The organism is Parabacteroides sp. PH5-46, from assembly GCF_029892785.1.
GTDB lineage: Bacteria > Bacteroidota > Bacteroidia > Bacteroidales > Tannerellaceae > DFXE01.
This window is the reverse complement of record NZ_JARXXA010000020.1, coordinates 24820-39649: the sequence shown is the minus strand read 5'-3', so window position 1 is coordinate 39649 and position 14830 is coordinate 24820. Positions and strand designations below refer to the sequence as shown.

12 protein-coding genes are annotated in these 14830 nt (G+C 42.9%); 4 read left to right on the top strand and 8 right to left on the bottom strand.

Features of this window, described 5'->3' with window-relative positions; translation table 11 throughout:
- Positions 1-23: 23 nt before the first annotated feature.
- The 6 genes from meaB to M2470_RS16325 all read right to left on the bottom strand — a co-directional run bounded on the left by meaB (position 24) and on the right by M2470_RS16325 (position 9892).
- Positions 24-1121 carry a methylmalonyl Co-A mutase-associated GTPase MeaB gene (gene meaB / locus M2470_RS16350; protein ID WP_280746117.1) on the bottom strand — a complete coding sequence of 366 codons (1098 nt, stop codon included), beginning with the start codon at positions 1119-1121 and terminating at the stop codon, positions 24-26.
- A 14-nt stretch (positions 1122-1135) separates the two neighbouring features.
- Positions 1136-2266: a DUF1573 domain-containing protein gene (locus tag M2470_RS16345; protein ID WP_280746077.1), complete on the bottom strand. Its 1131-nt coding sequence runs from the start codon at positions 2264-2266 to the stop codon at positions 1136-1138.
- A 24-nt stretch (positions 2267-2290) separates the two neighbouring features.
- Positions 2291-2671: a DUF1573 domain-containing protein gene (locus M2470_RS16340; protein ID WP_280746076.1), complete on the bottom strand. Its 381-nt coding sequence runs from the start codon at positions 2669-2671 to the stop codon at positions 2291-2293.
- A gap of 110 nt (positions 2672-2781) precedes the next feature.
- Complete coding sequence (locus tag M2470_RS16335; RefSeq protein WP_280746075.1) at positions 2782-8403, bottom strand: alpha-2-macroglobulin family protein; 5622 nt, start codon at positions 8401-8403, stop codon at positions 2782-2784.
- 153 nt (positions 8404-8556) lie between these two features.
- Positions 8557-9060 (bottom strand): dihydrofolate reductase, encoded by a 504-nt coding sequence (locus tag M2470_RS16330; protein ID WP_280746074.1) that lies wholly within the window; start codon positions 9058-9060, stop codon positions 8557-8559.
- 37 nt (positions 9061-9097) lie between these two features.
- On the bottom strand, positions 9098-9892 hold the full coding sequence (locus M2470_RS16325; RefSeq protein WP_280746073.1) for a thymidylate synthase: 795 nt from the start codon (positions 9890-9892) through the stop codon (positions 9098-9100).
- A gap of 378 nt (positions 9893-10270) precedes the next feature.
- Between M2470_RS16325 and nusB the strand changes: the two genes are divergently transcribed.
- Genes nusB through coaE form a run of 4 tightly spaced genes read left to right on the top strand, consistent with a single transcriptional unit; the run spans position 10271 to position 13171 of the window.
- Positions 10271-11197 (top strand): transcription antitermination factor NusB, encoded by a 927-nt coding sequence (gene nusB / locus M2470_RS16320; RefSeq protein ID WP_280746072.1) that lies wholly within the window; start codon positions 10271-10273, stop codon positions 11195-11197.
- A 57-nt stretch (positions 11198-11254) separates the two neighbouring features.
- Positions 11255-11572, top strand: coding sequence for a preprotein translocase subunit YajC (gene yajC / locus M2470_RS16315; RefSeq protein WP_280746071.1), 318 nt, complete (start codon positions 11255-11257; stop codon positions 11570-11572).
- Positions 11573-11583: 11 nt separating this feature from the next.
- The gene (locus M2470_RS16310) at positions 11584-12597 is read left to right on the top strand and encodes a YbbR-like domain-containing protein (protein ID WP_280746070.1); all 1014 of its coding nucleotides are present in this window, start codon (positions 11584-11586) and stop codon (positions 12595-12597) included.
- Positions 12590-13171: a dephospho-CoA kinase gene (gene coaE, locus M2470_RS16305; protein WP_280746069.1), complete on the top strand. Its 582-nt coding sequence runs from the start codon at positions 12590-12592 to the stop codon at positions 13169-13171. The genes M2470_RS16310 and coaE overlap by 8 nt, the downstream gene beginning before the upstream one ends.
- Here the strand turns inward: coaE and murQ are convergent.
- Positions 13154-13969 carry an N-acetylmuramic acid 6-phosphate etherase gene (gene murQ / locus M2470_RS16300; RefSeq protein ID WP_280746068.1) on the bottom strand — a complete coding sequence of 272 codons (816 nt, stop codon included), beginning with the start codon at positions 13967-13969 and terminating at the stop codon, positions 13154-13156. The genes coaE and murQ overlap by 18 nt on opposite strands.
- A 10-nt stretch (positions 13970-13979) precedes the next feature.
- Positions 13980-14810 carry an ATPase gene (locus M2470_RS16295; RefSeq protein ID WP_280746067.1) on the bottom strand — a complete coding sequence of 277 codons (831 nt, stop codon included), beginning with the start codon at positions 14808-14810 and terminating at the stop codon, positions 13980-13982.
- Between the last annotated feature and the right edge of the window lie 20 nt (positions 14811-14830).

The window sequence follows — 14830 nt, the reverse complement described above, 5'->3', positions numbered from 1 at the left end:
TAAGGAATAAACGGGAGATGTGCTTACTTATTCGATAGGTTTTCCAGGAATAAGTCCATCATCTGTTTGGCGGCAACAAACGAACTTATCTCATTATTTAAGACTTGTTGCTCCGTTTCTGTTATTTTGCTTCTAACAGCAGGATTGTGATAGAAGGTATCCCGCAGGGTTTCGTTGATGCTCTCGTACATCCAGTATTTAGATTGGTCGTTTCGCTTCAGGTCGAAATATCCGTTATCCTTGGTGAATTTGATATACTCATCCACCATATTCCAAATCTCCTTGATGCCCAATTTGTAATAACCCGAGTAGGTTAAAACCTGTGGTATCCATCCCGAATCCGATGGTGGAAAAAGGTGAAGGGCATTGCGGAATTGGTTGGCGGCAAGTTTGGCTTTATCTATGTTATCCCCGTCGGCTTTGTTTATAATAATCCCGTCGGCCATTTCCATAATGCCTCGCTTGATGCCTTGCAACTCATCTCCGGTTCCGGCCAGTTGGATTAATAAAAAGAAATCTACCATGGAGTGAACGGCTGTTTCACTTTGCCCCACGCCAACGGTCTCAACAAAAATAGAATTGAAGCCGGCTGCCTCGCAAAGCACTATGGTTTCCCTTGTCTTGCGTGCTACCCCTCCCAGCGAACCGGCAGATGGAGACGGACGAATGAATGCATTCTTTGCACGAGAGAGCTCTTCCATACGGGTTTTGTCTCCCAATATACTCCCTTTGGAACGTTCACTGCTTGGATCTATAGCCAAGACAGCCAGTTTACGTCCCTTCTCGATCAAATGCATGCCGAATGCATCTATAGATGTGCTTTTTCCAGCTCCGGGTACGCCGGTGATACCTATACGTACCGAATTACCTGCATACGGCAGGCACTTTTCTATAACTTCCTGAGCTATTTGCTGATGTTCGTATTTGGAACTTTCAACCAAGGTGACTGCCTGGCTGAGAATCGTGATGTTACCGGCCAGGATACCTTCCACAAATTCGGAAGGTGTGTATTCTTTCCTTTGTAATCTGCTTTTAAGATAAGGATTGATCGTGGGCACGTCTGCAACCCCCTTGTTTATTTTCAGACCTTTATACAAGTCGTCATTTTCAGGATGTTCCATCATACGTTCTTGCTCTACTTTTCTGCTGTAACTTTAATGAGCCGGACAGGACCGTTCGGGTCGTTACATACAACATTCACAAACGCTTCAAGTTTGGCTTTAATTTCTTTTGGGCGGACGCTTACTTTATAACTTGCCGATGCTCCGGGTTTTAATTCTTTCTTACCGCCGGATACATCTATAAACTCATTGTCGCAGGTTGCACTGTATATCAGAAGTGTAGACTTACCTGTGTTTGTAATGGTGAAGCCTTCGGATTCTTTTCCTCCGATGAACGGAAGTATTCCTCCGCTTTTCTCGGGTAATTTACCAAAGTCCAGCATGGTGGATGAAAACTCGGCAATTGGTGCTTTAGCTTTCTCAGCTGCCGATAGACTGCTGAAATTATCTATTATATTAGCTGCGATATCTATTTTTCCTTCGTCAGCTTTTTTCTTGTTTTCGCTTTCGATAGATAAAGGTAAGGCGGCGGATAGATGTCCCATTCTTTTGGCTTCATCCGTCTTGAATGCAAGTGTTATTTCGCTCGTTTCTCCCGGTTTTAAAACAGTCGTGCCGGCTTCGGCTATGATGTAAGCCGGAGTTTTTCCGAAGTGAATCGTCAACGGGCTCTCGCCTTCGTTCTTAATGGCTACTTTATCTTTCAATGTTTCTCCGGGACGAATACTGCTAAACAAAACGGTTTTTGTCTGCAAATACAAATCTCCGATATTATAAGGATAAACAATTGCCGGATGGATAGCGTTTCTCTTCGGATGAGGAGTTACTGTTCCTTGTAAATAAAGCGACATACGTCCACCCGAGGCATTGCTATAAACGGATGCACTTTTGAGGAATGGACCGGGACGTCCTCTGGGATTATATTCGATAGTTATTTCGCCTGTTTTGCCAGGTTCAATTGGCTCCTTGGTCCAGGTTGGTTGCATGCAGCCGCAGGAGGCCGTTACGCGGGTAATAACCAGAGGGGCATACCCTGTATTCTTAACTGTAAAAGTATGGCTCGCCAACCCATCTTCTTCTGCTATTGTGCCAAAGTCGTGGGTAGGCGAGTCTGTATCAATATCTGCTGATCCTTGGGCAAACGCTTGTCCGCAGAAAAGCAAAAGAGTGGTAAAAAATACTATAATCGTTATCCTGTTTAACATCTCGGTTGGCAGTACATGTAATATTTAGATGACTTCTCCCCGGATTGTTACAGCATAACTTCCAGTCTTTCCATTACTATAAATGGATACGGATTTAGAGAACGGGCCCGGACGTCCTTTTGGGTTGAATGTGACCTCTACTTCTCCGGTTTGTCCCGGGGCAATAGGTTCTTTTGTCCATTGTGGAGATGTACATCCGCAAGATGCAATTACACGGGTAATCACTAAGGGCGCGTCACCGTCGTTTTTTACGGTAAAGGTATGGGTTACTAAACCGTCAGCCTCTTTAATAGAACCGAAATCATATGAATTTTCAGTCAATGAGATAGAAGCTCCTCCGTCTTGTGCCAAAATTGTTCCTGTTCCTAACAGAATGGCCATAAAAATAAAAATAACCTGTTTCATCTTTCACTCTTTTTGTTAAGCATTCACATTGCAAAGTTAATAATAAAATACAAATGAAGAATGATGAATGAATAATAAAGAATATTCCACTCGCCATTCTTCATTCATCACTATTCATTTACTTGTATAACTGTTCCCTCCGTATGTGATACGAATTCAGGAGCATATAAGCATTGTATGGTAGCTAAGCCACCGCTGTATTGACCGCTGCGGGAAACGTAGGCTGGATATTCCAGCACGTAAGTACCGGCACGCAGATGGTCGAAGTAGAAGTTTTCCGACACATCTTTTGGTGCGTGATAATACAACAATCCGTCGCGGAACATGATTCCAGAAAGCTGGTCGGCGGGTTCAAAGCAGCCGGCCCGGAGGTCTTTCAGGTAGACATAGTCCAAGTCGCGGTCCGTCCGTATTGTCAGTCGTACGATTACCTTGTCTCCTTTGCGAAGTGGTTGAGCATCTGTAACGGGAGTAATCTGCCTTTGTGTTCCGCTGTTACTTTCAATAAACAGTTTCTTCTCAACATTAAGCACTCCCTTTTGTTTGTTTACCTTGTCGATTGCTTCAAAATATTGGTGATAAAGCGCTCCCCAAGCTGGTGCCTTCCCTTTTTTCTTTACAGTTACCGTACGCATGGAAGGCGTGATTTCTTTGCCATTTACTGTTTCTTTTACGTATCCTGTAGCCAGCTCACCGTCTGATGGGTTGAGTGTTTTGTCTCCCCAGCGGATTACGGAGGTGTTGCTGTCGGTAAGCCAATCGCTTCCGGTAGCCAGAATACTATAAATGGCATCCAGCGTTACGGGGGCAGAACCCCAGTTCTGTGTCCTTTTCTGGTTAAGCAGCCATTGTTTCATCTTGTCTGTTTCCTTTGTGTTGGAATTAATCTCGTGGAAGACAGACATCAACAGGCAATGCACATTTACCGGAGATACAAAGTAGTTATTTTCCCTCTTGTTGTTTGCCCAGTACATACCTTTGTCTTCTGTGGTAGTTGCTGTTTTGCGCAGCCAGGTAAGTATTTTGTTGGCTACCTCTTTCTTTCCGTTCCGGTGCATTAATAGAGCGGTCTTGCCTTTTCCTAACAGCGAGGCTTTCTCCCAATGTTTCTCTGCCTGGTTGGTGAAGTAGCGGATGGCTTCGCGTGCGCTTCCCAGTTCAGGAATATCCCGGTATTGGCTTCTCACATACAGGAAGTCCAGTTGCGTGGGTGAAGGCTGATGGTCTTTAGAGCTCATCTTTGCTTTCATCAGCATTTCATAATCCTTTTGTATACTGCTATCCAGATAGCGCAGGGCTTTCATTTGCATTTCTTTCTCTTCTTGTCCGTATTGTACAGCGCTTAAACGCACTAGTTGTGTCATACCATCCAGGATAAAGAGGGTAATTGTCCGGTCGGGATAGAAGCCTTTATACCAGCCCCAGCCTCCATCTTCCTGTTGCTGTTCCAGTAATACCCGGAGGGCAGCTTCGCGTATCTGAGTGGTACGGTTTGTGTCGAACAGTAACGACAGGCGTTGTTTTTGCTCGGTTTCGTTCTTCGCTTCCATTACCCAAGGAGTTTCTTCCAGTAATACGTTCTTTAACTCTTCGTTCTTTTCCAGATTAGACAAGAGTGTAGAAGCCGTGTTTCCTTGTGCTGCCCACTGCTCGATGATCTGCTTGATGCGCGGGTTAGACTGAGCAATAGACAAGGCCAACGTGCTGCTGTAATAGGAGGCAAACCACGATACCACATTATCATGCGTGGGTTGAGTAACTGTAGGCAGTGCCTGAACGGCATACCATACCGGATTGCTGCTGTATTCCAATGTCATGGCATAAGGCTTACCACTGTTTGTGTTACCTGATAGGCGTATTTGTTTTTCACCTTCTTCCAATAGGTAGAAAGGCGTACTTTCCGTTACTAATACTTCATTCGGTAACACAGGTAGCAGGTGCTGCTCGCCATCGCTGCCGGCTTCGGATTCAGCAATGATACGAACACCCAGTAAATCGATGCCTTCGGGGATGTTTACGATCCAGGATACAGCTGTTGTACCGTCTGTTTTTAAAGCGAAGGGCTGTTGAGCATTTGCCGAAAACGCCATCGCTTGCTCGTTGACCGGATTAAATAGTTCCAGGCGAGCTACTCCGGAGGTTTCTTTGTCCGACAGGTTCATTACCTGGGTAGAGATCGTAAGCTCGTCACCGCTTCGCACAAAGCGCGGGAGGTTCGGAAGCACCATCAATGGCTTTTGCGTAATTACTTCGTTGGTCAGTAGTCCATACTGCAAGTCTGCCGTATGAGCCAAAGTTTGCAGTTTCCAGGTGGTATTGCTCTCCGGAATATTGAAATTTACGGTTACATTGCCATCCTTGTCCGTCCGCAAGGTAGGGAAGAAGAAGGCTGTTTCGTTGAAGTTTGTCCGTATCTGCAAATCTGAAGAAGGGCTGTTTACTCCTTTTCCTTGTCCTTGTCCCGGAACTGGCATGCCTCCACTCTCTGCATCTTGTTCAACAACTGCTTCATTCAATACCATATCATCTGCCATATCTGCAGATTTAGCATATTGATTCATGGAGCGCATACTGGGTGCAGCACCGGAGAGTGTTTCAAGTCGCGCAAAGTCCAGAAGCCCTTGCCAGTCCAGATAGTCGTAAGCGAACTCTGGTACTGTAGCATATTTTACTTGTTGAGAACTATAGCCGGAACGATACCGGAAGCGATCACTTTCTGTAAAGCGACTGTAGTTCAATACCGGATAGTAAGACGGTGCGAATGTCCAGGCAAAAGGCATAATCTTATCTAAGGATGCATCATACATCTCTGCCAAAATTTCCGCAGGTACAGCCAGAGAATCTGCTCCCAGAATACGGAACTTCCAGCTTTCCGAACTTCCCGGTAACAGGCGGTCGCGGAATGTCTCCGGTTTAATTGTCAGTTGCTTGTTCGGGAGTTTTTTACGAATAAAAGATAGTTGATTATATAGCTTACCTTCTTTTATAAACGTAAAGGAAACAGTCACGGCATCTCCATAACTTTCTTTGAACGGGATGTTGAACGTTTTAACCTCATTGCTAAGTTCCAGGCGCTCCCGTGAGATTACCTGCTTATTCGTAATCAACTCGTATAATACATATACATTCTTATCCGAAGTTCCGAATATGATCTTAGCATCTTCACCCGGTAAGCAAGTTGTGTTTTCTTCCAGCATCCATATGTGCGAGAATACCGGAGGGCGTTTATCTTGTTTGCTGTATAAGATGAAGTCTTGTTGCTCGGTAATGGTGCGTCCTTTACTGTCTTTGGCTGTCAGGCATATCCTGTAGCGTCCGGAGGGTACGCGAGCAAATATGTTTTTGTCAAAGGCTTTTCTCGTAGAGAAAGTGCCGTGTGCTACTTCCTTTCCTTCTTTATATACGTTTTCTTTTTTCGTATCGTCCAGTGTACAAATCGTATATGTTCCTTCTGTTTGTACCTCTTCGCCGTTTAGTGTTATAGCTTTCACTTTTATTCCGGGAGATTCTTTCTCTAGCTGGCTTTTCATTTCGGCTTGAAGAATGATACTTCTGTCACCTACTGAAACCGTTGATCTAGCTTCTTGTGTTTCACCTTTACTGTCAGTCAGCGTTACAGTTATATTGTAGCTATTGAAGGTCAGTGGGAAGGATTGTTCGCTCTTTTCCGGCCGGAAGGAAAAAGAGAAGGTACCGTCACTGTTTAGCAAAGCTTTTCCTTCAGCTACCTGCTCCTCGTTGTAGTTGTCGTAGAATACCCGGAACCAGAAGGGGGCTCTTACGATCCGGTATGTTATTTCTCCACTTTGTAACATAACACCGGAGAAGGTTTGCGCTTTCCCCTGTATCGTAACCTCGTCGCCGAAAGCAATCTCTTCTTTTACTGGAAGCAGGTCTATCTTAAAGGTAGGGCGTTTGTACTCTTCTACCTGTACCGATACCGAGCCATTATCTGTCTGAAGGGTAAATGTTCCCGTTAGTGTTTGTTGCGGCAAGGTAAATTCTCCTGTAAAAGAGCCAAAGGTGTTTGAAGTAAATGTCTTGTTGCTTATTTCCTTATAGTTGGCATCCCTCAGGCTTACACTAAACGACTTATTAGGCACAACCTGTGGGTTATCTCTGTCATTCTTGTAGGCGATACCTTTAAAATAAAGGGTTTGACCGGGGCGGTAGAGGCCTCTGTCTGTTAGTAATACTACTTCGGTTCTGGTAGCATCTTCATCTCCTATTCTCCTTCCGGTGTAAACAGAGGTAATAAAAGAAGATTCATCACCGGAGGTGTTGACCTGATAAGCCGCAATATCTTTGCTGTTGGGTAAAACGCCTAAACCGTCTTTATCTGTTTTGATACTGCCTTTTTTAACGTATTTCCCGGAGGTACGTGTATAATAATTAACGGTTGATTGATGAATAGGTTTACCTGTTTGATAGTCTGTTACCAGTATCTCTGTTTTCCCGGGAACAGTTGTGCGGGATGCAGAAGCCAGACGGGTAACACTAAACGGATTACTGATTTTTAGTTCTTTTCCGGGAACAGTGATTACATACTCGTACAGTCCGGGTGCATCCATCCGGATCTGCAGGCTTGTATCATTGCTTGCGTATGAGTTTTTGGGTTGTAGCGGAAAGCTAACTTCCTTTACGAATTCTCCCAATGTGTTTTCTTTGTTTTCACTGTATGAGAGATTCTTATCTATAATAGGTTTCAGGCTTTTGTACACTTTTATTGTTATCTTGGGTATATTGGTGTAAGTCAGCTTTAGTTCCAGGTTTTGTCCGGGATAAACCGTACTGTTGCCTTGGCTCTGAATCCGGGCTTCTTCCATTTCTGCAAGCCTGTTCGTAATAATGCCTATCCGTTCATACTTCGGGTAGCGGGCGATTGTTTCTTTGCACAAGCGATAGGCCGCATCCTGGATAGAATCGGGCGATGCAGAACGATAGGTTTTATTTTGTAGCAAGTTTAATTTGGCAGCTACGATCTCTACCGAATAGTCTTCGTCAGCATGGATAGCCAGCAAACTGTCTATCGAAGCCTCGTATTTGTCTTGTTCCGCTTGTTGGTACGTCCGGGTGTATTGGCTTTGCAGGTAATTTAACTCGGCCAATACCGTTGATTTCTGGTAATGCTTCTTTGCCAGATAAGTCAATAACTCTTTATATATGGACTCGACAGGCTGAATATCAATTGCCCGATAGGCGAGAAGCTCGTATAGGGTAGGGCGCAAGGCAGGGGAATCTTTCCCGGTTTTCAGTATTTCTTTAAATGCTGTAGCCGGAATTCTCTGTAGCTCACTAACCGGTTGCAAAGAGGCTTCCAGTTCTTCTTTTATCTTTTGGGTAAACAGATTGGATGTCCATTCCCGTATATCTTCGGGGATATATCCCTGTATAGGTGTTCTTCTGTCTATCCGCCAGCGGTTTTGCTGGTAATATGTGTTATACATTTCGGCAGACATGGAATGTAATATGGCAACGGATATCGGGTCGTTGCTCATCTGCTTTATATGTGAATTAATTTCATCGATCAGGGAAGGGAAGATGTCTTCATCTACTTCCTTTCGTTCTTTCATCTGGCTGATCAGATTTTTAATGAACAGGGGAGGGGTACTGTTGTCGGTAATCTGTTCCATTGTTGTACTGTTGTTTGAGATTCGTGCCGCAGATGTGGCTGAAGATAAAATGCTACTGCATAGCATAACGGTTACTGCTATAATAATCCGGACATTCATATTTTCGTTCAATTTCGTTTAAAACAAAACAATTTGTATGTTATTATAGATACAAATAAAAGGTAAAAAAACGTAAACAGGCAGTTAATTAACAATAAAAGAACTCCACTTGATGCGGAGTTCTTTCTTCTTACTCTCTCGTATTGTTACTTTTTATTTCTTGCGAAGGTATGTATGGAAGGTATAAGCATGTGCATGTCTGTCGTCGGCAGGGTGATATTCACGCTCTTCTTCTATTTCTATCCATTCGTCAAAATTAATTTCGGGGAAGAATATGTCGGCATCTTCAAATACATGATGCACACGGGTAAGGTATAGCTTGTCGGCCAAAGGGAGCGATTCCTTGTAGATCATAGCTCCACCGATCATGAATATCTCATCTTCCTTTTCACATAACTCAATAGCGTCTTGCATAGAGTTACACACAAATACATCAATAAAGCTTTCCGGGGGTAAAGTGGTTAGTACAATGTTTTTACGATTGGGCAGTGCCCCTTTTGGTAAGGATTCGAATGTGCGACGTCCCATCACAACGGCGTGTCCCGTAGTTGCTCCTTTAAAACGTTGCATATCATAAGGCAAGCTCCATAATAGCTTGTTTTTTCCTCCGATCCCGTTCTTTTCGTCTACTGCTGTAATAATTGAAATTATACTCATATTCTTACAATTTAGAGATAGTTTGTATTCGCTTGAATTATACCGCTACCACGCCTTTAATGTGTGGATGCGGATCGTAGCCAACCAGATTGAAATCTTCGTAAACAAAATCGAAAATACTGGTTCTTTCCGGGTTAATTTCCATTGAGGGAAGTGCTTTCGGTTCGCGGGTTAGCTGTAGTTGTACCTGTTCCAGGTGATTACTGTATATGTGGGCATCACCCAGGGTGTGAACAAAGTCTCCGGCACGTAATCCGGTTACCTGGGCCATCATTTGCAACAACAAAGCATACGAGGCTATATTAAAGGGTACTCCCAGAAATATATCGGCGCTACGTTGGTACATTTGCAGGCTCAGACGCCCGTTGGCTACATAAAACTGAAAGAATGCATGGCAAGGGGGCAGATTCATATTCTCCAGATCCCCTACATTCCATGAGCTGACGATCATTCGCCGGGAATCGGGAGTATGTTTAATCATCTCTACCACCTGGCTTATCTGGTCGATAGAACCGCCTTTATAGTCCGGCCACGAACGCCATTGGTATCCGTAAATATGTCCGAGCTCTCCGTTTTCGTCGGCCCATTCATTCCATATCCTTACGCCATGCTCCTGCAGGTATTTTGCATTGGTGTTTCCTTGCAGGAACCAGATAAGCTCATATATAATTGATTTCAAATGTAGTTTTTTGGTAGTCAGCAAAGGGAAACCATCCTCCAGGTTAAAGCGCATCTGATGTCCGAAAATACTTAATGTGCCTGTACCTGTCCGATCTTCCTTTTTTACACCTTCCTTCAATACCTTATCGAGCAATTCCAAATATTGTTTCATCCTTGCTATTTTGGTGGATTGCAAATGTACGAAAGCAATTTTAATAAAGCAACTCCCCCGCCAGAAAGAATTTTGCACTATGGGTAACCGAAAAAAATTGCATGCATGTGTTTGTGAAAACGCATGCATGCAATTCCGAAAACGCATGCATGCGATTTTTCAAAAGGATGGCTGCAATTTTCGTCCTGTTGTAATCCTTTAATATACAGTGGTGTATGGATTGTTGAAATTTCCCCCCTTTTTCAGCCCGTCAGCTAGTCATAATACGCCATACAGTTTTGAAAGAATTCTTCATTCTTCATTCTTTATTCTTCATTTTAATTATTACCTTTGCAACTTGATTTTATTAATGACAAAACAAAGAAGTTCCTTCAAACGATGATTAACAGAATATTAATCCGTATTAAAGTTCTACAGATATTATACGCCTACTATCAAAACGGAACAAACGATCTAAAAGTTGCGGAAAATGAGCTACTGTTTAGCTTGCAAAAATCCTATGATTTATATCACTATTTTCTTCTATTGATTATTGAAGTTACTCGGCTTCAGGATCGCCTTTTGGACAATAAAAAGCATAAATATCGTCCGACTGAAGAGGATTTGAATCCGAACATGAAGTTTGTTAATAACCGCTTCATCCTTCAACTGGCAGATAATGAGGCATTGAAAAAGTATGTTTCGGAAAATAAGATATCATGGGCCAATGATCAGGACTTTATAAAGAGCCTGCTGGATATGATTCTTACTTCGGATGTATATGCCGAATATATGAAGAGTACGGAGGATTCGTATGAAGAGGATAAGGAATTCTGGCGTGCAGCTTTTAAGCGGGTTATTTGCGGAAGTGATGAGGTTGTTGATTATCTGGAGGATAAAAGTATTTACTGGAATGATGATATTGAAATAGTGGAAACATTTGCGCTGAAGACGATCAAGCGCTTTGAAGAAGCAGAAGGTATCCATCAACCATTATTGCCGATGTTTAAAGATCAGGAGGATCGGTCTTTTGCTGTGAAACTGTTTAGGGATGCCGTATTGCACGGAGAGGAATACCGTAGCCGTATCGACAAGCATACGAAAAACTGGGAAACAGAACGGGTAGCCAATATGGATTTGTTTATTATGCAATTGGCTATAGCGGAAATCATTACTTTTCCTTCAATTCCCATTAGTGTTAGTTTGAATGAATATATTGACACCGCAAAATACTACAGTACACCCAAAAGTGGTACATTTATTAATGGAGTGCTGGATTCTATCGTGGCGGAGTTAAAAAAAGAGAAGGTATTGTTTAAAGATTGATTATTATATTTATTTTTGCAGATATCTCGATCTCAGAATTATAAAAATGTATAAGATATGAACGTATTAAGTATTTTGTTACAAACTCCGGCTGCAGGTGGAGGATCTCCTTATTCCAGTATCCTGATGATGGTAGTTATTGTTGCCATTTTTTATTTTTTCATGATCCGTCCCCAGCAGAAAAAGCAAAAAGATATTCAAAAGGCCCGTGAAGCCATGAAACCCGGAGACAAGGTAGTTACTGCCGGTGGTATTTACGGGAGAATAAAGGAAATATCCGACACCTATATGGTGGTTGAAATAACAGACGGTGTACGTATCCGTATTGATAAGTCTTCTGTTTACGCATCGCCGGAAGACATGCAACAAAAATAATTTAAAACCAGATGGAACGACTTGAAAACATACAACAATCCTTCAAGTCTGTATACAGGAAGATTAAAATCTTTTTGCGCCGTTATCAGTGGAAAGAAATTTTAATCTTTTTGTTATTTGTGATTCTTTCATTTTGTTTCTGGGTGCTGCAAAGCATGCAGGAAGATTATGAAGTACATGTGTCTATTCCCGTACATTATAATAATGTACCCCAGGATGTCGCTTTTGTACAAACACCTCCTTCGGAAATCGTTATCCGGATAAGAGACAAAGGTAGTGTCTTGCTGAATTATAAATTAACCAAGAAGATATCTTCGATAGAAATAGATGCAAAAGAGTTGTCGGCCAAGAGCGGGATACTTCTATATCCTGCAAAGGATATTGAGGCTGCCATAACCAAACACTTAATAGCTACAACGAGCTTGCTGAGCTTCAACCCCCAGCAAATCCAAGCTCCTTACAGTAAATTGCAAAACAAAGAACTACCGGTTGTGTTTAATGGTTCGGTGCGTACCGAGCCCGGTTTCCAGGTATCGGATGATGTGATGCTGGAACCGGCACGAGTGAAGGTGTATGCCACAGAAGCGGTGTTAGATACTTTGACATCCATAAAGACCGTATATACGGAAATAAAGAAAGGACTTAAAACTATCAACAAAAAGGTGCAACTGGAAAAACCGAATGGTGTAGCCCTGAATCTGGAAAGTGTATCTGTAACCATATCCATTGAGGAATTTACGGAAAAAACACTTTCTATACCTGTAAATAGTGTTCATGTACCTTCTTTATATACAATCCGGATGTTCCCCGCTGTTGTGAAAGTGACCTGTAGTGTGCCGCTTTCGCGTTTTAAGGAGTTAACGGAAGAAGAATTTTCCGTAGAAATATCTTTGGCAGACCTGGAACAGAATATATCCGGTATGCTACCGGTTATACTGACTAGAAAGCCGGACTGGGTAGACCGGGTGTCTCTTGCCCCCGACTCAATAGAATTTATACTGGAACAAAATTCATCGAATGATTAAGATAGGTTTGACAGGCGGAATCGGGAGCGGAAAGTCTATCATAGCCGACCTGTTTCAGGTGCTGGGCGTTCCTGTTTATATCGCAGATACGGAAAGCAAGCAGCTGACGAATACCTCTCCTCAGATACGAAATGAACTAACAGTTCTGTATGGGGAAGACCTTTATCTGGACAGCGGAATAGATAAAAAACGCCTGGCTTCTATCATATTTAATGATCCGGAACAACTGAAACTGGTTAACCGCATTATCCATCCGGTAGTAAATCGGCATTTCCTGGAGTGGGCAGCCAGTCGCAAAACGTCTCTTTGTGTAATAGAAACAGCGATTCTTTTTGAATCAGGTTTTGATCGTTCCGTCGATTTCTCCCTGATGGTATATGCACCTTTGGAATTAAGAATTGAACGGACTTTGAAACGTGATAAAGCCTCACGCGAAGATATAATACGCCGAATAAATAATCAATTGCCGGATGAAGAGAAAAAGGAACGTGCCGATTATGTGATTTATAATGACGGAAAATCAGCCTTGATCCCACAACTGGCACATCTTATCCGTCTATTCTTTCCTGAATGAGTCGATGGCGTTCTGTACAGAATGATGCAGTAACAATAAGCGTTTAGCTTGATCATAGCCGATATGTAGCTCTTCCATGAGCATTTTAGTACCTCTTTCTATCAGTTTTTGATTGGTTAATTGCATATTAACCATTTTATTTCCCTTAACGCGCTCCAGTCTGATCATACTTGCAGTAGTGATCATATTTAAGACCATCTTTTGAGCAGTCCCGCTTTTCATGCGTGTACTTCCTGTTACAAACTCAGGTCCAACAAGTGGCTCTATGGCTATATCTGCTTCGGCAGCCATAGGAGAATCCGGATTGCACGATATGGAAGCTGTCAATATGTTATGCTCTTTGGCTTTTCGAAGAGCGCCAATAACATAAGGGGTAGTGCCTGATGCAGCTATGCCTATTACTGTATCTTTGGTGTTGATATGTAGATTTACCAACTCCTGCCATCCTTTATCCGTATCATCTTCTGCTGATTCAACAGGACTCCGGAGGGCTGTATCACCTCCAGCAATCAGTCCGATAACCCAGTTATCAGGTATCCCATATGTGGGTGGGATTTCGGAAGCATCCAATACCCCCAATCGTCCACTGGTTCCGGCACCCAGATAGAAAATGCGTCCTCCACATTTCATGCGTTTGACAATCTCGTTTACCAGTTGTTCTATTTTAGGTATTTCTTTTCTGACAGCCAGGGCTACCTTCTGGTCTTCGTCGTTCATGCATTCCAATAGTTCATGTACAGACTTTTGATCCAGGTTGTTGTATAAAGATTCTGATTCTGTTATTTTTTGGAATGTCATGTTTTTTTGTTTATGCGTGATAACGTAGTAGTCCCGGCATGGGAGTCCGTTCGATCCGACTGATTTGTATTGATAGAGATTCTGCTGCGTCTATCAATACCTGCCGGTAATGAAACGCGATCGATCCGGTAAACGCAACAGGATATTCGGCGTAGCCTTCATAAAGCATGACGTTTCGGATAAAAAAGCTCCTGAAGCTGTTGTAGACAAGCTTGTAGATATCTGGCTCGGATATGTTTTCCAGCAAAAAACGAGAAAGGGAAGCCAGATAACGGTTGGGGAACGGTTGCCTGTAAACATGCTCTAATATAGTTGCCGGAGAGAGTTGAAATTGTTGCAAAAACTTATCAATCAAATGAGTCGGTAATTGCTTTTTCAAGCAATCTCCCACCAGTAATTTACCCAAAACCGCACCACTTCCTTCATCTCCCAGGATAAAACCAAGAGGGGATACGTTCTTTACGATCTCTGTCCCGTTATACAAGCAAGAATTGGAGCCCGTACCCAGTATACAGGTAATGCCACTTTCTTTTCCGAATAAGGCGCGGGCAGCACCGAAGAGGTCACTTTCTGCCTCTGCCGGAACCTTTAGTAAAGAGGAAAGAGTATCAGTAATGATTTGTTTCTTTTCCGGCAATACGCCGGCTCCGTAAAAGAAAACAGCCTCGATAGGGATCCCTTTTATAAAAGGTAGAAGGTTTTGCCTGATTTCCCTGTCTATATCGTCTCTGTTTTGGAAATAGGGATTGATTCCCGCAGTGAATACCTGCCTGATAAGTACTCCCTTGTGGGCAATACACCATTCGGCTTTTGTGGAGCCACTGTCTGCAATTAGTATCATATAGGTTTATAAAGCCTACA